The organism is Microbacterium sp. SZ1 (assembly GCF_002362255.1).
Lineage (GTDB): Bacteria > Actinomycetota > Actinomycetes > Actinomycetales > Microbacteriaceae > Microbacterium.
In genome coordinates this window covers 161,147-180,865 of sequence record NZ_LPVV01000002.1, presented here as the reverse complement: position 1 = coordinate 180,865, position 19,719 = coordinate 161,147, and the positions used below count along the sequence as shown (strand labels likewise).

Annotated in this window: 20 protein-coding genes; 14 read left to right on the top strand and 6 right to left on the bottom strand. The window is 67.3% G+C overall.

Translation table 11 applies throughout. The features are described from left to right. Positions 1-1,239: chromosomal replication initiator protein DnaA (gene dnaA, locus AUC47_RS02230; RefSeq protein ID WP_096713603.1), on the bottom strand; the 1,239-nt coding region annotated here is incomplete at its 3' end. A gap of 318 nt (positions 1,240-1,557) precedes the next feature. Here dnaA and rpmH point away from each other — a divergent pair. From rpmH to AUC47_RS02195, 7 genes are all read left to right on the top strand, one after another. Continuing rightward, positions 1,558-1,695 (top strand): 50S ribosomal protein L34, encoded by a 138-nt coding sequence (gene rpmH / locus AUC47_RS02225; RefSeq protein WP_022879826.1) that lies wholly within the window; start codon positions 1,558-1,560, stop codon positions 1,693-1,695. A 6-nt stretch (positions 1,696-1,701) separates the two neighbouring features. Further along, positions 1,702-2,046 (top strand): ribonuclease P protein component, encoded by a 345-nt coding sequence (gene rnpA / locus AUC47_RS02220; RefSeq protein ID WP_096713602.1) that lies wholly within the window; start codon positions 1,702-1,704, stop codon positions 2,044-2,046. Beyond that, complete coding sequence (gene yidD, locus AUC47_RS02215) at positions 2,043-2,393, top strand: membrane protein insertion efficiency factor YidD (protein ID WP_096713601.1); 351 nt, start codon at positions 2,043-2,045, stop codon at positions 2,391-2,393. The genes rnpA and yidD overlap by 4 nt, the downstream gene beginning before the upstream one ends. Positions 2,394-2,396: 3 nt before the next feature. Beyond that, on the top strand, positions 2,397-3,467 hold the full coding sequence (yidC, locus tag AUC47_RS02210; RefSeq protein ID WP_096713600.1) for a membrane protein insertase YidC: 1,071 nt from the start codon (positions 2,397-2,399) through the stop codon (positions 3,465-3,467). Then, on the top strand, positions 3,464-3,955 hold the full coding sequence (locus tag AUC47_RS02205) for a Jag family protein (RefSeq protein ID WP_096713599.1): 492 nt from the start codon (positions 3,464-3,466) through the stop codon (positions 3,953-3,955). The genes yidC and AUC47_RS02205 overlap by 4 nt, the downstream gene beginning before the upstream one ends. A gap of 30 nt (positions 3,956-3,985) precedes the next feature. Continuing rightward, positions 3,986-4,618, top strand: coding sequence for a 16S rRNA (guanine(527)-N(7))-methyltransferase RsmG (rsmG, locus tag AUC47_RS02200; protein WP_096713598.1), 633 nt, complete (start codon positions 3,986-3,988; stop codon positions 4,616-4,618). 295 nt (positions 4,619-4,913) lie between these two features. Beyond that, the gene (locus AUC47_RS02195) at positions 4,914-5,372 is read left to right on the top strand and encodes an AAA family ATPase (protein ID WP_218838192.1); all 459 of its coding nucleotides are present in this window, start codon (positions 4,914-4,916) and stop codon (positions 5,370-5,372) included. Positions 5,373-5,608: 236 nt separating this feature from the next. Here the strand turns inward: AUC47_RS02195 and AUC47_RS02190 are convergent, their stop codons facing one another. Continuing rightward, positions 5,609-5,848 carry a hypothetical protein gene (locus AUC47_RS02190; RefSeq protein ID WP_096713597.1) on the bottom strand — a complete coding sequence of 80 codons (240 nt, stop codon included), beginning with the start codon at positions 5,846-5,848 and terminating at the stop codon, positions 5,609-5,611. Between the two features lie 1,472 nt (positions 5,849-7,320). Between AUC47_RS02190 and AUC47_RS02185 the strand changes: the two genes are divergently transcribed. The 5 genes from AUC47_RS02185 to AUC47_RS02165 all read left to right on the top strand — a co-directional run bounded on the left by AUC47_RS02185 (position 7,321) and on the right by AUC47_RS02165 (position 11,635). Beyond that, a complete protein-coding gene (locus AUC47_RS02185; RefSeq protein ID WP_096713596.1) occupies positions 7,321-8,247 on the top strand; it encodes a ParA family protein in 927 nt (308 codons plus the stop codon). After that, positions 8,247-9,212, top strand: coding sequence for a ParB/RepB/Spo0J family partition protein (locus AUC47_RS02180; RefSeq protein WP_179297481.1), 966 nt, complete (start codon positions 8,247-8,249; stop codon positions 9,210-9,212). Before AUC47_RS02185 ends, AUC47_RS02180 begins: the two co-directional genes overlap by 1 nt. A 63-nt stretch (positions 9,213-9,275) precedes the next feature. Next, on the top strand, positions 9,276-10,724 hold the full coding sequence (locus tag AUC47_RS02175; RefSeq protein WP_096713594.1) for a sugar porter family MFS transporter: 1,449 nt from the start codon (positions 9,276-9,278) through the stop codon (positions 10,722-10,724). 9 nt (positions 10,725-10,733) lie between these two features. Next, positions 10,734-11,069: a tryptophan synthase subunit alpha gene (locus tag AUC47_RS02170; RefSeq protein WP_096713593.1), complete on the top strand. Its 336-nt coding sequence runs from the start codon at positions 10,734-10,736 to the stop codon at positions 11,067-11,069. A 20-nt stretch (positions 11,070-11,089) separates the two neighbouring features. Next, positions 11,090-11,635: a GrpB family protein gene (locus tag AUC47_RS02165; protein WP_096713592.1), complete on the top strand. Its 546-nt coding sequence runs from the start codon at positions 11,090-11,092 to the stop codon at positions 11,633-11,635. Positions 11,636-11,686: 51 nt separating this feature from the next. Here AUC47_RS02165 and trxA read toward each other — a convergent pair whose 3' ends face one another. From trxA to AUC47_RS02145, 4 genes are all read right to left on the bottom strand, one after another. After that, complete coding sequence (trxA, locus tag AUC47_RS02160; protein ID WP_096713591.1) at positions 11,687-12,010, bottom strand: thioredoxin; 324 nt, start codon at positions 12,008-12,010, stop codon at positions 11,687-11,689. Positions 12,011-12,077: 67 nt separating this feature from the next. Beyond that, a complete protein-coding gene (gene trxB / locus AUC47_RS02155) occupies positions 12,078-13,052 on the bottom strand; it encodes a thioredoxin-disulfide reductase (protein ID WP_096713590.1) in 975 nt (324 codons plus the stop codon). 93 nt (positions 13,053-13,145) lie between these two features. Further along, complete coding sequence (gene murJ / locus AUC47_RS02150) at positions 13,146-14,765, bottom strand: murein biosynthesis integral membrane protein MurJ (protein ID WP_096713589.1); 1,620 nt, start codon at positions 14,763-14,765, stop codon at positions 13,146-13,148. Beyond that, complete coding sequence (locus tag AUC47_RS02145; protein WP_096713588.1) at positions 14,758-16,866, bottom strand: DUF6049 family protein; 2,109 nt, start codon at positions 16,864-16,866, stop codon at positions 14,758-14,760. The genes murJ and AUC47_RS02145 overlap by 8 nt, the downstream gene beginning before the upstream one ends. A gap of 98 nt (positions 16,867-16,964) precedes the next feature. Between AUC47_RS02145 and AUC47_RS02140 the strand changes: the two genes are divergently transcribed. Then, a complete protein-coding gene (locus AUC47_RS02140; protein ID WP_096713587.1) occupies positions 16,965-18,497 on the top strand; it encodes a DUF7059 domain-containing protein in 1,533 nt (510 codons plus the stop codon). Between the two features lie 139 nt (positions 18,498-18,636). After that, positions 18,637-19,692 carry an LLM class flavin-dependent oxidoreductase gene (locus AUC47_RS02135; RefSeq protein ID WP_096713586.1) on the top strand — a complete coding sequence of 352 codons (1,056 nt, stop codon included), beginning with the start codon at positions 18,637-18,639 and terminating at the stop codon, positions 19,690-19,692. The last annotated feature ends 27 nt before the right edge of the window (positions 19,693-19,719 follow it).

The window sequence follows — 19,719 nt, the reverse complement described above, 5'->3', positions numbered from 1 at the left end:
GCGCTCACGGCACAGGTACATGGCGATCTGTCGCGCGGTCGCGATCTGCTGCGACCGGCTCGAGCCGTAGAGGTCGTCGACGGTCAGCTTGAAGTACTGCGCGGTCGCCGTGATGATGTCGGTCGGCGATATGACGTTGTCCTCCGCCGTGTCGACGATGTCGCGCAGCACGGTCTGCGCGAGGGAGATGTCGAGCGCCGAGCGGTTGAGGCTCGCGAATGCCGACACCCGGATGAGGGCGCCCTCGAGTTCGCGGATGTTCGACGACACCACGGTCGCGATGTACTCGAGCACCTCGTCGGGGATGTGCAGCGCCTCGCTCTGCGCCTTCTTTCGGAGGATCGCGATACGGGTCTCGAGGTCCGGCGCCTGCACGTCGGTGATGAGGCCCCACTCGAAGCGGCTCCGCATCCGGTCCTCGAAGCCGGTGAGGTGCTTGGGCGCGACATCGCTCGTGATCACGACCTGCTTGTTGTGGTCGTGCAGGGTGTTGAACGTATGGAAGAAGGCCTCCTGGGTCTCCGCACGCCCCTGGAGGAACTGGATGTCGTCGATGAGGAGGATGTCGACGTCGCGATAGCGGGCCTGGAAAGCGGCGCCGCGGTTGTTCGCGATCGAGTTGATGAAGTCGTTCGTGAACTCCTCGCTCGACACGTACCTCACCTTGACGCCCGCGTAGAGGGACTGGGCGTAGTCGCCGATCGCATGGAGGAGGTGGGTCTTGCCGAGGCCCGAGTCCCCGTAGATGAAGAGCGGGTTGTAGGCCTTGGCCGGCGCTTCGGCCACCGCGACCGCCGCCGCGTGGGCGAAGCGGTTGGACTGGCCGATGACGAAGTTGTCGAACGTGTACTTCGGATTCAGCCGGGACTCGTGGCGCATCGGCGCCGGAGCCTGCTCCATGGGCGACTCGATGCGCACCTGCTCCTGGCGGCCGAAGTCGGCGACGGCGATGGGTGCGGTCGGCTGCTCGGCGAGCTCATGGTTCACGACCGTGCGGTAAGAGGTGACCTCGTCGCCGATGTGCGACAGGGCCTCCATGATCGGCAGGCGCAGACGCTTGTTGATCTGTGCGGCGGTGAGGTCGTTGGGCACCTCGAGATACAGTGTCGCGGCCATCACACCGGCCGGGACGGCGAGGCTGAGGAAGCCCTGCAGCTGGGGGGTCACGCGGTCGTCCGCCTCGAGCAGCTCCTGCACCGTGGTCCAGATCGGAACGTCAGGCTGGGCTGGTGAGGACATGACGCTCCGGACTGGGGGATCGCGGGGGTCGTCGTGGAACGCGCCCCCCTGTGGATAACTTCGGATGCCACGGTAGTCACCGTGGCCGTGAACGGCAACCTGGCCTGGGAAAGACGCGCGCGTGTTGCACGGACGTGCATACGCGAGGTTGTGGATAATGGCTGTGCGGATCGTGCCGACGGATGACCGGACGAGCGCGCAGATTTGCTCTGCGCGCTGGCAGGACGTACCCTTAATCGGTTGACTTATGCCTGAACGGCAGTTCCCTATGTCTCCGGTCGATACAGGTTCCGGTGGCAGCATTCCCGGAGTGATCCCATGAGCAAGCGCACCTTCCAGCCCAACAACCGTCGTCGCGCCAAGAAGCACGGCTTCCGCGCCCGTATGCGCACCCGCGCCGGCCGCGCCATCCTCTCGGCCCGCCGTGCGAAGGGCCGCACCGAGCTCTCCGCGTAATCCGCTGTGCTCGCCCGCCCGTTTCGTCTGACACGCGGGAGCGACTATCGACTGGTCGTTCGACGCGGATCGCGCTGTGGCGGGGCCCGTGTGGTTACCTCGATGCTGACGACGGGTGAGGGCAGAGCCGCGAGGTTCGGATTCATCATCAGCAAGCAGGTCGGCACCGCTGTGGTGCGCAACACCGTTCGACGGCGCTTGAAAGCCGTCTGTGCGGAGGCGCTCGCTCGGGTGCCCGAGGGCACGGATGTCGTCATCCGTGCCCTTCCTGCATCCGCGTCAGCGAGTTACGCCGAACTCAGCGCCGACGTGAACCGGTGTCTCGGCCGGCTGTCGCAGGTGCCGACATGACCGCCCTGCCGGCGTCGTCCATCGGGACCGCCCATCTCCACTCGCACGACCTCGTGCGCAGCATCCCCCTGATCCCGCGCAATCTCGTGCTCGGGTTCCTGGTCGGGTATCGAAAGGTCATCTCCCCTCTGTACGGAGATGTCTGTGCGTACTACCCCTCCTGCTCCGCTTACGCTGTAGGAGCGGTGCAACAGCACGGCGCGGTGAAGGGAGCTCTGCTCTCGGTATGGCGCATCCTCCGTTGCAATCCCTGGACTCGCGGCGGCGTCGATGACGTCCGTCCGCACGAACACTTCCGCCATGACCTGACCGCTCGCGGTTTCGTCGTCCCTGCCCGAAAGGATTGAACGGTGGGTCTAGACCTTCTGCTCGCCAGTACCACCCCCTCGCCGGAGCCCGCTTCCGGCGGTTTCGATCTGCTCGGGACCATCCTGTGGCCGCTCAAGTGGCTCGTCGAGATGGTGCTCGTCGCCTGGCACTGGCTGCTGACCGCGGTCGGCATGCCCGCGGCATCCGGGCTCACCTGGGTGCTGTCGATCGTGGGCCTCGTGATCGTGGTCCGCGCTGCCCTCATCCCGCTCTTCGTGAAGCAGATCAAGAGCCAGCGAAAGATGATGGAAATCGCTCCTGAACTGCGAAAAGTGCAGGAGAAGTATCGCGGTAAGAAGGACCAGCTCAGCCGTGAGGCGATGAGCCGCGAGACGATGGCGTTGTACAAGAAGCACGGCACGACGCCGATGTCGAGCTGTCTGCCTCTTCTCGTGCAGATGCCGGTGTTCTTCTCGCTGTACAGCGTGCTCAGCGATGTGAGCAAGCACGCGCGGCTCGAGATCGGTGGTGTCGGTCTCCTCAACGCGGAGCTGACCAAGGAGTTCTACGACGCGAAGCTGTTCGGCGTCGCGTCGCTGCACGAGACGCTCGGCAATGCGATCGACGCGCAGAACACCACCGCGATCATCATCCTCGTCACTCTCGTGGTGCTCATGATCGCGTCGCAGTTCTTCACGCAGCTGCAGATCATCTCGAAGAACCTGTCGCCCGAGGCCAAGACGGGCCAGGCGTACCAGATGCAGAAGATCATGCTCTACGTGCTGCCACTGGGCTTCATCTTCTCGGGTGTGTTCTTCCCGCTCGGCGTCGTCATCTACTGGTTCATCTCGAACCTTTGGACGATGGGGCAGCAGTTCCTCGTGATCCGCGAAATGCCGACCCCCGGCTCGGACGCAGCCAAGGCACGGGAAGAGCGCCTCGCTCGCAAGGGAAAGGCGATCGACTCGTCGGGCAAGGTCGTCTCGATGGCGAGCTACGAGGCGGAGCAGAAGCGACTGCTGGAGGAGGCGGAGCGCATCAAGGCCGAGGCTCCGAAGCGTCAGCAGCCGGTCGGCAAGAAGCGTGCGAAGAAGAAGGGGAGCGGTTCATGACCGACAACCTGACCGAGACCGTCGAGCCGACGGTCGCTCAGCTGGAGAACGAGGGCGACGTCGCCGCCGACTACCTCGAGGAACTCCTCGACATCGCCGACATCGACGGTGACCTGAACCTCGACGTGCGGCAGGGACGTGCCTACGTCTCGGTCGAAGCTGAGGGTGACGCCCTCGCGCTGCTGTCGGCGCCCGACACCGTCCAGGCGCTGCAGGAGCTGACGCGCCTGGCCGTGCAGAACAAGACCGGTTCGTTCTCGCGCTTGATCCTCGACATCGGCGGGTCGCGGGACACGCGTCGTCGTCAGCTCGAGACGCTCGTGAGTGCTGCTGCCGCCAAGCTCGAGGACGGCGCATCGCAGGCGTCGTTGCCGGCCATGTCGAGCTACGAGCGCAAGCTGGTGCACGACATCGCAGCGGAACACGGGCTCGTCTCCGAGTCGTACGGCGAGGGCGCGGACCGCCACACGGTCCTGCGTCGTCACTGACGTTTCACGTGAAACATCGAGGACCTGTCCGTGAGTGAGCTCGAAGCGGAGCCGTCGTCGGCGGCTGAGCTGTTCGGCGACCGTATCGACATCGCTCGTCAGTTCACGACCGCTCTCGCTGATCAGGGTGAAGAGCGTGGACTCATCGGACCGCTCGAGCTTCCTCGACTCTGGACGAGGCATGTTCTCAACAGCGCCATCGCCGCCCCGCTGTTCCATGGAGAGGTCGCCGATGTGGGGTCGGGTGCCGGACTTCCAGGACTGGTGCTCGCCATCGCGCGCCCTGATGTGCGCTTCACCCTCGTCGAGCCCATGGAACGTCGCGTGACCTGGCTCACGGAGCAGATGAGCGCACTCGGCCTCGACAACGTGGAAGTCCTTCGCGCACGCGCCGAGGAAGTGGACCGCCCCGAGGGATTCGACGTCGTGACCGCCCGTGCCGTGAGCGCTCTCCGCACTCTACTGCCGTGGACCGCACCGCTCGTGCGCAGCGGGGGAGAGTTGGTCCTCCTCAAAGGCAAGAACGCTGCTAATGAGATCGACGCAGCGCAGAAGCAGATCAAGAAGCACCGCCTGTCGGATGTTCGGGTCGAGGTACTGGGTGAGGGAGTGCTGCCTGAGACCGAGGTCACTCGCGTGGTGCGGGCTTTCGTCCGTTCCTGATCCTTCGGTTGAGTTGAGCATCTCGGGCCGCCGCTGCGGTGTGTGCTCTTCATTCGCAGAGCAGGGACCCTCCCGCTTCGCGGGCCCCTCCCGATGCTCATTCGGAGCACACACCTCCGCTCTCGTGTGGTGCTCGCCTGCCCGTGCGCGTGCAGGGAGCACGTTCAGCTGGTGAGGTGACCTGGTGGCAGCGTCTTGCTTCGCTCGCCGGCTGCGGGCAAGGAGGTCGATGTCGCTCGATGTTCCGCCGTGTTTTACGTGAAACCTTTTGGAAAGCTTCGAGATAGGTTGGGACGTGGCGCGCGTTCTGGTGACGGGGATGTCGGGGGTCGGCAAGTCGACCGTCGTCGCCGCCCTGGCGGCTGACGGAGTGATGGCCGTCGACACCGACTCCGGAGAGTGGAAGGTCTCACGAGAGCTGTGGGATCTCGACCGGGTTCGGTCTCTGCTTGATGAGCACGAAGATGTCGTCGTTGCGGGGACCGTCGAGAACCAGGGACTCTTGTATGACGCCTTCGACCACGTCATCCTGCTGTCCGTTCCGACATCGGTGATGATCGAGCGGATCGCTCGTCGTTATGGGAACCCGTACGGCAAGACAGAAGCCGAGCGACAGGAGATCCTCGAGTACACGGCGTCGGTTGAGCCCCTGCTCCGGGCGACCGCGACGGCGGAGATCAGTACCACGCATCCGGTCGCCGAGACCGTTGAGCGCATTCGCCATTTCCTACACGCACCCCGCCGTTTCACGTGAAACATCGCGCGTCTGCAGGCCCCGCGAGGCGCGGTGGGTCGCGGCGGCAGTGAGCTAGGTCGACGCGGCCGCCGCTATGGTGCCGGCGAGCGAGCAGTTGGTGCGTGAGAACAGGCTGAGGCCCGCAAGCCCTCCTCATCAGCGCCGAATCGACAAGCTCAGAACTCCGCAGGTGTGCGCGTCCTTGCGTGGGTGGGGGCATGTGTGACCGTTTCACGTGAAACGTCCCGTGTCGGTTATGCCGTACTGAGTTGAGTCCGGATCTGACCGACCCTGGACAGAGGGGCGGTGGCGATGCGGGTGTGCTGCGCCGGGATGCGGATGCGCCAGCCGCCGCGCGAGCGGTGGGCGCGCCCGGTGATGCGCTCAGCGATCGATGGATCAGCTATCACATGGTGCACCACCCGGAGCCCGAATGCGGCGAGACCGAGCGGCAAGAAGAAGTCGCGACATTCGACCTCGGCGCGTCGCGACATGGGAGTTGTCTGACTGGATGGTGACCGGTCCTCTCCTGGGTGTAGAGCGACGGCTCCGTTGAACGTGGTTTCACCACACCATCGCTCGCGCAGCATCAGATCCCGCGCAAGGCCCCGAGTGGGTAGGAGTAGCTGACCCAGGGATCGCGACGGCCCTAGTAACGATCCGCTGCGCTCCACGGCCGTGGCGGAGGGTTCGTTCAACCTCCATGCGGATCGAAACGGGAGGCGCGGTCTGGTGGCGAACGGCGACTTCGAGCGACCGACTACGGGATACCCCGTGTTTCACGTGAAACATCGCAGACAGTGTCGCGCTAGACAGCGGCGATGCAAGCCCGGAATGCGCGGCTCGGCGTGTCAGAGCGGCACGCCACGTTGACAGCGGCTCGGGTTTGAAGCCGGCGACACGGGGGTGTCCCTAGGGAGGATGCGGCGGCGGAAGGTCAGACCAGGACACCCCGTGGGGACGGTCCGAGGGGCACGGCCGGATGGAGACGGTCGGATAGAGACGGTCGGATCGGAACGATCGGATCGGAACGATCGGATCGGAACGATCGGATGGAGACGATCGGCTGGCTAGTAGGACGGGCTGGTCGCACGGGGTGGCCGTCTTGGATCGCTCCCACGGCGACAGTTGTTTTGACGCGAAGGTCGGACGGGGAAAGTGGATGGATGGGGAGGTGGACGGGCGGGGGAGAGTGATCGGGATCGTCGCGCGCGAAACGTCACATGGGGCGGTTGGTTCGGGACGGTCGAAAGGGGGAGACCGACGCGGGCAGCCGGACGGGAGTACTCGGACGGGACGGTCGGACGGGGGTAGCCGGACGGAAAAGTCGGACGCGGGTAGTCGTACGGAGCGATGGGGTGGGAACGGAGAGGAGAAGACAGTCGAGCGGAGTTCGGGGAGACGGCGTCAGGGTTGAGGAGGGGGCGACGGAACGCAGCGAAGGATTTGCATGGTGATGGGGGTGACTCCATCGAGGGACTGGAGGGAGCAAGACTGAGCAGAGACACCGGGGATGGGGGATAGCGGACCGTTGATAGGAAGACTGCGGCGACGTCGGCCACGGATCACCGGGCCGTTTCACGTGAAACCTGAGAGCGAAGCGCGTGACGCGCAGGCGATGCCGATAACTGGGAGCGGACGCTGTACGTGACCGTAGCCAGCGCGACGCCGTCAGGAGGCAGCGATGATGCTACGAAAACATCAGGGCGAAGGCTCCCGAGTTCTCCGCCAGACATCGACGCAACGGCTGGAGCAGGTCCGTACACCGAACTAGCAGCGACGGGCCCTGCAGGTAGGTCCGTGGGGGAGGGGTGCTCTCGGGAATGAGCCTCGGAGGGGTCTTGCGAATCGGGAGGGTCTCGCTTCGTGAATGGAGAGGACAGTCCTGTGCCGCCAGAACGCGAGCACTAACGCAAGCAACGTCCGACCGACCGATTAGAGTGGAAGACGGCCCCGAAAGGAGTGGATGTTTCACGTGAAACAGTCCGAACAGGCATCGTCGAAGGACTCCTTCGGGATGGACACGCCGCTCGCGCGGGAACTCGCAGACCTCTCCGCTCGTCGCCGGGCCTTGGAGAACGTACACGTCGAGTTCTCGGGGGACACCCGCATCTTCACGATCTCCAACCAGAAGGGCGGCGTGGGCAAGACGACGAGTGCTGTCAACATCGCTTCCGCTTTGGCCAGCCTCGGCGCCAAGGTGCTCGTCATCGACCTCGATCCGCAGGGCAACGCGTCGACTGCTCTGGGCGTGCCGCACAACGCGGATACACCGAGCGTCTATGACGTTCTCATCGAAGAGTTCCCTCTCGCCGACATCGTGCAGCAGAGTCCGGAGAGCGAGAACCTCTTCTGCGCCCCCAGTACCATCCACCTGGCCGGCGCCGAGATCGAACTGGTCGCGCAGGTCGCACGCGAGCATCGGCTGCGCAGAGCGCTTCTCGACTACCTCGAGACGACGAGCATGGACTTCGTCATCATCGACTGCCCGCCGTCGCTCGGGCTTCTCACGATCAATGCCTTCACTGCGGCATCCGAGGTGTTCATCCCGATCCAGTGCGAGTACTACGCGCTGGAAGGTCTGAGCCAGCTGCTGGGAAGCATCCAGATGATTCAGAAGCACCTGAATCCCGGCCTCCATCTCTCCACGATCCTGCTCACGATGTACGACGGACGCACGCGGCTGGCGCAGCAGGTCGCGGATGAGGTGCGCAGTCACTTCCCGTCACAGGTGCTGGACACCGTCATCCCGCGTTCAGTGCGGGTGTCGGAGGCGCCAAGTTTCGGACAGACCGTGATCGCCTACGACGGCCAGTCGGCCGGCGCGATCGCCTATCGTGAGGCCGCAGTCGAGATCGCGTCGCGAGCAGCGGCGCAGAGCAAGGAGAAATGATGGCGAAGCGCACCGGTTTGGGTCGCGGGATCGGGGCCCTGATCCCCACGGCCGATCAGGCGGAGCGTCCCGTGGACGTCTTCTTCCCTGGAGCGAGCGTCCGACCAGCGGAGGAGGCGGTCACCGAGACGGTCGACACTCCTGACCTCGAGGCCGTTCCCGGCATCCATCTCGTGCAGGTCGACCCGCAGAAGATAGTGCCGAATCCGCGGCAGCCGCGTACGCACTTCAACCCCGAGGACCTCGCCGAACTCGTGCACAGCGTGCGCGAGTTCGGAGTGCTGCAGCCGGTCGTCGTGCGCAAGAACAGTGACGGCGACTATGAGCTGATCATGGGGGAGCGCCGGACCCGTGCCGCGCGCGAAGCGGGTCTCGACGCGATCCCCGCGATCGTCCGCGAGACGGCGGACGAGGATCTGCTCCGCGACGCACTGCTCGAGAACCTGCACCGGTCGGAGCTGAACCCTCTGGAAGAGGCATCCGCGTATCAGCAGCTCCTCGACGACTTCGGCATCACGCAGGAGGAGCTCGCGACCCGTATCGGACGGTCGAGGCCGCAGATCAGCAACACGATCCGCCTCCTCAAACTCCCGGTCCCTGTGCAGCAGCGGGTCGCCGCCGGCGTGCTCACAGCAGGACACGCTCGAGCGATCCTGAGCCTCGACTCGCCGGAGGCGATGCAGCGACTGGCCGACAAGGTCGTGAACGAAGACCTCTCGGTCAGGGCGACGGAGGAGGCTGCGAAGAGCGTTCCGTCGGCTCCCGGTCGGTCTGTGAAGCCGACCCCCGGCGCACGCCGCGCATACCTCGACGAGGTCGCCGGCAGCCTCGGCGACCGCCTGAACACGCGCGTCAAGATCTCTCTGGGCGCGCGCAAAGGCCAGGTCACGATCGATTTCGCCTCGATTCAGGACCTCAACCGCATCCTGGACGAACTCGGGCAATCCGGGTACGGCTCGGCGTGATGCCGCCCCGCTGAGGCGGGCGTCCTCTAGACTCGCGTCATCGTGAGGATGAGGGGGACGACAATGTCCACAGCGCAGAATCCGGCCGGCATCCAGCGCCGGGTGATCGCAGTCAGCATCGCGGCAGCCCTCGGCGGCTTCCTCTTCGGCTTCGACACGGCGGTGATCAACGGAGCAGTGGATGCCCTCGCAGGAACCGTGTCGGGGTTCGACCTCAACGTCGGTCTCAAGGGCTTCGCGGTGTCGTCGGCGCTCATCGGCTGCGCGGTCGGCGCCTGGTTCGCCGGCCCCATCGCGAACAAGCGCGGGCGTATCCCCGTCATGGTGGTCGCCGCCGCGATGTTCTTCATCTCGGCGATCGGCTCAGGCCTGGCGTTCAGTGTCGTCGACCTCATCATCTGGCGAGTGATCGGCGGACTCGGCGTGGGCGCGGCGTCCGTCATCGCCCCCGCATACATCGCCGAGGTCTCGCCGGCGGCGATCCGCGGCCGGCTGGGATCGCTGCAGCAACTCGCGATCGTGACCGGAATCTTCGCCGCACTATTGTCGGACGCGCTGCTCGCAGGAATCGCCGGTCAGGCCGACCAGCCGCTGTGGGGACTCACGGCCTGGCGGTGGATGTTCATGGTCGCGGCGATCCCCGCCCTCGTCTACGGGCTCGTGTCGCTCCGGCTGCCCGAATCTCCGCGGTATCTCGTGCGCAAGGGCGAGATCGACAGGGCATCCGAAGTCCTGCAGACCGTCACCGGAACCGTCGACGTCGACGCCAAGATCAAGGAGATCACGGGCACGATCGACACCGAGAAGTCGGAGTCGCTGCGCGATCTGCGCGGCAGCCGCCTCGGGCTGAAGCCGATCGTGTGGGTCGGCATCCTGCTGTCGGTGTTTCAGCAGTTCGTCGGCATCAACGTGATCTTCTACTACTCGACGACGCTGTGGCAGTCTGTCGGATTCGACGAGTCCAGCGCCCTCCTCACCTCGGTGATCACGTCTGTGACCAACATCGTCGTGACCATCGTGGCGATCCTGCTGGTCGACAAGGTGGGCCGCCGCATCATGCTGCTCGTCGGGTCGGTCGGTATGACCGTGACCCTCGGCCTCATGGCGGTGGCGTTCTCGTTCGGCACTCTGAACGCGGAAGGGACGGCGACGCTGCCCGACCCGTGGGCGACGGTCGCGCTGATCTGCGCGAACGGCTTCGTGGTGTTCTTCGGCGCGACGTGGGGTCCGCTGGTCTGGGTGCTCCTGGGAGAGATCTTCCCGAACTCGATCCGCGCGGGCGCCCTCGCGGTCGCGGCAGCGGCGCAGTGGGCGGCGAACTTCTTCATCTCGACCACGTTCCCCGCCTTCGCCGAGATCGGCCTGACGTTCGCCTACGGCTTCTACGCGTTCTTCGCGCTGCTGTCGTTCTTCTTCGTGTACTTCAAGGTGCCGGAGACGAAGGGCCGCGAGCTCGAGGAGATGTCGGACGAACTGGTCGTCGAGCGCCGAGGACGTCGCCAGCAGACGTAGGCTGGAAGCATGACCGAGTCCGTTCCCCGCCGCGCCAGCCTCGAAGTGCTGCGCGCCGAAGCGTCGGACGAGCTCGCCGTGCTCATCCAGGAGCGCCTCTTGGGCGGTGAGGACCCGTGGGAGTTCATGGAGGAGCTTCCCAGCGTCGATGAGCTCGTCGTGTACCTGCTGCGCGCCGACAACATCACCGCGAACGACGGCGTGCGCCCGAACGAGGCTCGTCACTACCGCGTGCTGCGGCAGATCGCGCTGGAGTACCCCGAGCTCACACCGGCCGTGTGGGGCCTCCTCGACGAGAAGCAACGTCACCGCCGTTGGGATCCCACGATCGCCGACGCGTCCTGACGCCACCCCTGACAGCGCACATGCCACGGATGCTGGAGGCCTACGACCCGGCCTGGCCCTCGCTCTTCGAGGCGCTGGCCGACGGCATCCGCTCTGTCGCCGATCCGGAATGGGTCATCGAGCACATCGGATCCACCGCTGTACCGGGCATGCGGGCGAAGCCCGTCATCGACCTGGCCATACGCGTGCGCGATCACGACGACTTCGAACGGCACCGCCCGGCTCTCGAGGACGCGGGGTGGGTCGTGGGCAGTTCGGTCACCACGCATCCCGTGATAGTGCGGGAGAGCGACGGCATCCGCTCCGCCATAGCCCACTTCTTCACCGCCGCGGAGTGGGAGACGGTCAACCAGCGGATCCTGCGCGACTGGCTGCGCGAGAACCCGGCGGATGCTGCACGGTACGCCCACGCCAAATGCGATGCCGTCGCGGCGGCCGCTCGGGGCTCCTCGTCGTATAACGCCGCCAAGACGCCGGTGATCCAAGAGCTCGTCGACGCCGCGCGCCGTGCGCGAGGGCTGCCGTCGGTCCCGGTGTCGGACAAACGGCTTGCCGAGCGAGAATGAGAACGGGCCGCCACCCCGAAGGGTGACGGCCCGTGAGTTCGTGTCAGCGGATCAGCCGATGAACGCGGCGAGATCCTGCTCGAGGGCGAACTTCGGCTTCGCGCCGATGATGGTCGTCTTGACCTCACCGCCCTGGAACACCTTCATCGCCGGGATCGACGTGATCTGGTACTGCATCGCCAGCTGCGGGTTCTCGTCCACGTTCAGCTTGAGGATGGTGATCTTGTCGGGGTTGTCGGACTGGATCTCGTCCAGAACCGGCGAGACCATGCGACACGGTCCGCACCACTCGGCCCAGAAGTCCACCAGCACGGGACCTTCGGCCTGCAGAACGTCCTGCTCCCAGGTCGCCTGGCTCGTAGCCTTTGCACTCATCAGAGTTCTCCTTGATTCGAGGTTCGCCTGCTACAACAGCGGGCGAGGTGAAAGTGTTCCCGGCCGATCAGGCCGTGATGATCTCCGCCGCCTCGGCGGCCGGCACCTCGACCGAGGCGTCTTCGAGATCCGCGAGGAAGTGCTCCGCGTCGAGAGCCGCGACCGTGCCCGAACCGGCTGCCGTGATGGCCTGACGGTAGGTCGGGTCGATGACGTCGCCGGCGGCGAACACGCCGGGCACCGAGGTCTTCGACGATCGGCCGTCGACCCAGATCGTGCCCTCGGCCGTGAGCTCGAGCTTCTCGTGCACGAGGTGGGTGCGCGGATCGTTGCCGATCGCGATGAACAGGCCGTCGAGAGCGAGATCGCTCAGCGTGCCGTCGACCGTGTTGCGCAGCTGGACGCCGGCGACCGAGTCACCGCCGAGGATCTCGACGACCTCGCTGTTCCACACGAACTCGATCTTCTCGTTCGCGAACGCGCGCTCCTGCATGATCTTCGACGCGCGCAGGGAGTCCTTGCGGTGGATGACGTAGACCTTGTCGGCGAAGCGGGTGAGGAACGTGGCCTCCTCCATCGCCGAGTCGCCGCCGCCGACCACGGCGATCGTCTTCTCGCGGAAGAAGAAGCCGTCGCAGGTGGCGCACCAGGAGACGCCGTAGCCCGACAGGCGCTCCTCGCCCCCGATGCCGAGCTTGCGGTACGCGGAGCCGGTCGCGTAGATGAGCGAGCGGGTCTCGTGGGTCGCGCCGCTGCCCAGCGTGACCTTCTTGACGGGTCCGGCGACGTCGAGCTCGGTGACGTCGTCGTAGACGACCTCGGTGCCGAACTTCTCGGCCTGCTCCTGGAACTTCGCCATGAGCTCGGGGCCCTGGATGCCCTCGGGGAAGCCGGGGTAGTTCTCGACCTCCGTGGTGTTCATCAGCTCGCCGCCGACCTCGACCGAGCTCGCGATGAGCAGGGGCTTGAGGTTCGCGCGCGCCGCGTAGATGGCGGCCGTGAATCCGGCGGGGCCGGAGCCGATGATGATGACCTGACGCATGTGCTCTCCGTGATCGAGGCGTTGCAGAGACGTCGGTGGACGCTCGACTGGTTCAACCAATGGTAACCGTGCCGCATTCCCTCGCGCGGGGGCTCAGCGACCGGGGAGGAAACGGCGCAGCAGCGACCCGGCGACCGCCAGCTCCGGTGCCCGGAACAGGGCGAGGATGCCGAGGTAGACGACCAGCACCGCGATGCCGATGATGCCGGTTCCGACCGCGCCCTGGAGCTTGTCGGCCGTGGTCCAGCCCGCAGGTCCCCCGAGCAGCAGGAAGACGCCCCAGCCGGCGAGACCGGCGGGGATCCCCGCGATGGCGAAGCGCCCGATCGCGGCGAGCCACGAGCGCACGCGCAGCCCGCCGATCTTGCGGTGCAGCAGCCAAGTGGCCACGACCGTCTGGATGGTGCTGGCGATCGACTGACCGAGCGCGATCGTCGCGGCCACCGCCGTGACGTCGATTACGCCGGCGGCGAGAAGCCACTGCGCGACGAGGGCGCTGATCACCACGAGCACGCACTGGAACAGCGTGAACAGGAAGGGCGTGCGGGTGTCGCCGTAGGCGTAGAACGTGCGCTGCACGATGAAGAGCACCGTCAGCGGGATCAGGCACACGAGGAACCCGAGGAGCACGAGGGCGGCGGCCTCGGCATCCGATGCCTCGTTCGTGAACACACGGGAGGCCGGGATGGCGGCGGCGGCCACCGCCGCGACCGCCGCGACGATGAAGAAGAGGAGGGTGCGGATGCTGCGCGCGATGTTGGCGCGGACCTCGTCGTCGCGCCCCGCCGCCGCGTGCTCGCTGATCTGCGTGAAGTACGGCGTCCCGATCGACAGCACGATGATCGAGTACGGGAGCATGAAGATCAGCCACGCGTACTGGAAGGTCGCGATGGAGGCGCCCTTGCCCGCGGCCTCGGTGAGGATCTGCGTCTGCACCACGCCTGCGACGAGGCTGGCCAGCGCCATGAAGAACGTCCAACCGGCGAGCTTGCCGACGTTGCCGAGTCCGACACCCCGCCACCGGAAGTCGGGCCGCAGCGAGAGGCCGGTGCGGCGCCAGAAGACGAGCAGGATCGCGGCCTGGACGAGGATGCCGAGCGTCGCCGTGCCGCCGAGTGCGGCGATCATCTCGGGCGTCCAGTCGGAGACGCGGGTGAGCGGACCTCCGAAGACGGCGCCGATGACGAGGAACCCGATGATCGAGACGACGTTGTTGACGACCGGCGCCCAGGTGAAGGGTCCGAAGATGCGGCGGGCGTTGAGGGCCTCTCCGAGCAGCGCGTAGAGCCCGTAGAAGAGGATCTGCGGCATGCACCAGTACGCGAACGCCGTGGCCAGGGCGACAAGTTCTGGTGTGCCCTTGGCCCCCGCGTACAGCCACACGAGCCAGGGTGAGGCGATCGTCGCGATCCCCGTGATCACCACGAGGGCCACGGTGCCGAGCGTGAACAGCTTCGAGATGAAGGCGTTGCCGCCGTCGGCATCCGCCGTCGCCTTCACGATCTGCGGGATGATCACGGCCGTCAGCACGCCCACCGAGATGAGCGAGAAGACGTTGTTCGGCAGCTGGTTCGCGACGGCGAACGCATCGGCGGCGCCGGCGCCGACGGAACCGATGACCGTGACGAGCACGATGGTGCGGAGGAGCCCGGTGACCCGGGAGATCATGGTCCCCGCGCCGATGATGGCGCTCGCGCGGCCGAGACTACTCATTCGACTCCTCGGTGGTGACGGCATCCTCGGCCTCTTCTGCACGCTTGTCGCGTCGGCGACGCACGATCGTGCGGATCGTGCCGAGACCGAGGAGCAGCACGATCAGGGCGCCGAACAGGACGAGGCCGATCGTCTCCCACTCCGCGCGCACCGAGACGCGCACGCTCTCGGGCTGGCTGATCGGGACGCCGGTGGGGCTGGAGAGCTGCAGACCGAGCCGCAGCTCGCCGCTGCCGACACGGGCGGACACCGGAACCCTGATGCGCGTCGTGGCGCCGGGCTGCAGCGTCGCGTCGGTGACCGACTGCACGTCGAGGCGAGGATCGCTCGGAGAGACCGTCAGGCGGACGTTCACGGGCCAGGGCAGGTCGTTGCGCACGGAGAACGGCAGATCGGCGTTGGCCGAGAGCAGCTGGATCGTGCTCGCGGGCGGGATGTCGACGGCCGCGAGGGTGTCGCGCGTGGCCTTCTTCACGTCGGCGACGGCCTCGTCGAACGCCTTCGCGCCGAGACCGACCGCGGTCGCGCGCATGATCTGCATGCGCTTCGGGCTCAGCATGTCCTGCGGGTCGTCGAGGATCGTCGAGAACTCGCCGAGCACCGCCTCGTCGGCGAGCATCCGCTGCAGATCGGTGCCGCGGGCCGAGTCGGGTTCGGTTGCGAGGGTCGTCGTCGCCGCGGGCGCCGCGAGGATGCCCGACAGGGAGAAGCCCGGAGTGTCGACCGCGCCGATCGTCTCCTTCAGCGCATCGGCCGAGCGGGTGTCGTCCCGACTGAGGCCCACGAGCACCGGCGCCGTGGTGCTCGCGCGGCCGGAGAGGGAGAGGTGCGCGCTCGCCTGCGCGAGGAACTGCTGTCGCACGGCGGCGTTGTTCTGGCTGGCCGCCTTGGACAGGGCGCTGGAGGCCGCGGCATCCGTCACCAGCACGTCGTGCCCGTCGATGAGGGAGTGGCCGCCGACCGTGCCGCTCGTGGCCGATGACGACAGGATCGTGATGGCGTCGCCGCCGAGGTAGGTCGAGAAGGTGGAGAGGTCGGCGTCGGTGACATCGGTGCGCGGCCAGGCGATGCCCTCGACGGCTCCGTCGACGGCGGTCAAGGTCGCGTCATCGGGGAGCAGCGGGCCGCCGTCGGCGGGCTGCGGAGTCGGATCCGCCGCGCCGTCGGACGGGGTCGGCGCAGGCGTCGCGGCGTTCGTGAAGCGGCTCGGGTCGAGATACGGCGCGAGGCTCGTCGGCTGCAGCGGAGCAGTGAGCCCCGCCTGCGACTGGGTGGTCAGGTCGGCATCGCCGAACTGCAGGGCGAATCGCTCGTTGGGGAGGGCGTCGAGCCGGCGCAGCCATTCGACGGCGGGCGCGGGGGCCGCCGAGCCGAGCACGCGGACGGATGCCGGGATCGCGGGATCGACGGCGAGCACCGCCGAGGTGCCTGACACGCCCTCGAGCGCGGCGGTGAGCGCCCCGTCGGCGGCGGTGAGGAGATTGAGCTCCTCGGAGCTCAGCAGCGCGCCGTCGTCCGGCGTCGCCGTGATCGGGACGAGCACGGCGATCGGAGCGGCGGTGGGCTCGGAGACGACGAGCACCGAGGTCGAGGTGACGTCCTCGTCGACGTCGGCGGTCGCCGCCCCGGTGAGCGTGGCGCGCAGCGGATAGACCCCGGGGGTGAGGTCGCCGAGGGTCTCGGCGGGGATGAGGATGCTCGTCGTCGCGGAGCTGTCGGGGTCGACGGGCGTCGTGGTGTCCGAGCCGATCTCGTCGAACGACCCTGCCGTCTCCGCATCGTCGAGCCAGCTCTGCAGCGTCGTCTCATCGCCGAGCGGCGTACGGCTGAGCTCGACGGTCACCCGGCCGGCGGGCAGTTCGGACGTCGACTCGTTCTGCACGGTGAGGGATGCCGTCGTCGCGCTGCCGGGGGCGACGGTGCCGCGCAGACCGGCCGACACGTGCAGCTCGACCGCGGGGTCTTCCGCGGACGAGTCGGCGACCGCCGGGACGACGCCTCCCGTGGCGCAGAGGCCGACCACGGTTGCGGCGACGACGGAACCGCGCGCCAGGCGGTGCAGGCGCGCGCGCAGGCCGTTCTGTGAGGTGCTCGCGGTCATGGGGTCTTTCCTCGAGCGCCGTGTTCTCAGGCGGCTCGTGAGTCGTGACCTTGCGATTCTAGGCGTCTGCCCGAAAGAGAACCCTGAAGACGCGTAGAGTGACGGCCGTGTCCGACACCGCAGCGCCCGTCCCCGATCACACCCTGAGCACCGCGCTCGCCGCCGACCTCGACGCCGCCGATCTGCGGTCGGAGCCCCTTCGCCGCCTCTGGGGCGAGGAGGCCGACGACGCCCTGGCGCGGGGCATGCGCGAGCCCATCCTGCGTGCGACGGCCGGCGACGACGGCGTGCTCGCGACGCTCGGACGCCTCTTCGTGCTCGGGATGCCGCAGCCGACAGCATCCGTCTCCGCCGCTCTCCCGCGGCTCGGTCTGGACGGGCTCACGGAACTCGGTCTCGCGCGGATCGATGGCGACCTTGTGGTTCCGACCGCGCTGCTGCGCCCGCAGTCGTTCGTCGACGCCGAGGGCATGGGCGAGTGGTGGATCGCGAGCGACCTCGATGAAGTTGCCCTCGACGGCGCCCTCCCGCCCGACCACGTGCTCGGCGTCGGCGGGGCGTCACGGACCCTCGCGGAGATCATCATGCCGATCGAGGTCGAGCGGGCGCTCGACCTCGGCACCGGCTGCGGCATCCAGGCGCTGCTCGTTTCGCGCCATGCGGGCGCGGTCGTCGCGACCGACATCTCGGCGAGGGCACTGGCCTACGCCGAACTCAACGCGCAGCTGAACGGCGTCTCGAACATCGAGTTCCGCCTGGGCAGCATGTTCGAGCCCGTGGGCGGTGAGGCGTTCGACCTCATCGTCTCGAATCCCCCGTTCGTCATCACGCCGCGGGTCGAGGGAGTGCCCGAGTACGAGTACCGCGACGGCGGTCTCGTCGGCGACGCGCTCGTCGAGCAGTTCGTGCGGGCGGCACCGGGATTCCTCACGGTCGGCGGGGCGGCCCAGCTGCTCGGGAACTGGGAGTCACGCGGCGGCCAGGCCGAGCTCGCCCTGCGGTCTGGCCTGGATCGCCTGTCGTCGTGGGTCTCGGCCGACCTCGACCTGTGGGTCGTGCAGCGCGAGGAGCTCACGCCGCTCGGGTACGCGGAGCTGTGGATCCGCGACGGTGGCACGACTCCGCGCGACCCGGAGTTCACGCCGCTGCTCACCGCCTGGCTCGATGACTTCGAGGAGCGGGGTGTCACCGGCGTCGGGTTCGGATACATCCTCATCCGTCGCCCGTCGGGAGCGGCCCCGCTGCGGCGGCTGGAGCGCGTCGCCCAGCCGGTGTCGAACGTGGGCGGCGCGCTGCGCGCCGGACTCGCCGCCCACGACCTCCTCGCCGAGGGTCTGCCCATGACGCTCGTCACGGCATCCGATGTCACCGAGGCCCGCCATCTGCTGCCCGGCAGCGATGACCCCAGCATCATCGAGCTTCGCCAGGGCGGCGGATTCGCGCGGACGGTGTCGGTCGACCCCGCGCTCGCCGCGTTCGTCGGCGCCTGCGACGGTGAACTGACCGTGATGCAGATCGCCGCCGCGCTCGCCGACCTGTTCGAGGTGCCTCTCGCAGTGCTCTGGGCCGACCTGGAACCGCGGATCCGAGCGCTCGTGATCGACGGGTTCCTGGCTCCGGCTGCTGCGTGACTCGGCTGCTGGGTGAACTTAACTTCTGCGGCCTCGGGCATGTTCTGCGGCCACCGTCGGCCGGCACGGCCGCAGAAGGTGACGATGGCCGCAGAAGTGACGCGGAATAGCCCGCGGCATCCATGCGTTCGAATACACCATGAAGGCTTTCGGATTCCTCTCTTTCGGGCACTATGCCGACGTGCCGGGTTCGGCGACCCGCACGGCGGGTGACATGCTCAAACAGACGATCGAGATCGCGGAGGGCGCCGACGAGCTCGGCGTGAACGGCGCCTCGGTGCGCGTGCACCACTGGGCGCGCCAGGCTGCATCCCCGATGCCGGTGCTGGCCGCCATGGCCGCTCGGACGAAGCGCATCGAAGTCGGCACCGGCGTGATCGACATGCGATACGAGAACCCGTTCCAGTTCGCCGAAGAGGCCGCGGCCCTCGACCTCATCGCCGACGGTCGGATCGCGCTCGGCGTGAGCCGCGGGTCACCCGAGACGGCGCTGCGCGGTTACGAGACGTTCGGCTTCCACGACGAGGAGGATCCGGAGCGCGGCAGCGTGCTCGCGCGGGAGAAGTTCGACCTGTTCCTGCGCGCGATCGACGGCGAGGGACTCGCCCCCGGCGACCCGCGCATGGTCGGTGCCGGGCGCTATCTGCAGATCGAGCCGCAGTCGCCGACCCTGCGCGACCACATCTGGTGGGGCTCCGGGTCGCGGGCGACCGCCGAGGAGACGGGTCGCAAGGGTCTCAACATGATGAGTTCGACCCTCGTCACCGAGGCGACGGGCCAGCCGTTCCACGAGTTGCAGCGCGAGCAGATCGACCTCTTCCGCAAGGCGTACAAGGATGCCGGTCACACCGGCGCTCCTCGTGTCTCGGTGAGCCGCAGCGTCTTCCCGCTCGTGTCCGACATGGACCGCGCCTACTTCGGTCTGCGCAGCGAGGAGAACGCCGACCAGGTCGGCATCATCGACGGGTTCCGCTCGACGTTCGGCAAGACGTATGCCGCGGAGCCCGACGTGCTCATCGAGCAGCTCAAGGCGGACGAGGCCGTGATGTCGGCCGACACTCTGCTGCTGACGATCCCGAACCAGCTCGGTCCGGCGTACAACCTGCACGTGCTCGAGGCCTTCGCGGAGCATGTCGCGCCGGCGCTCGGCTGGAAGCCCAACACCGAGGGCCCGGTGCAGGGCGACCCGGTCTGACGCGCGGTGACAAGGAGGGGCGGATGC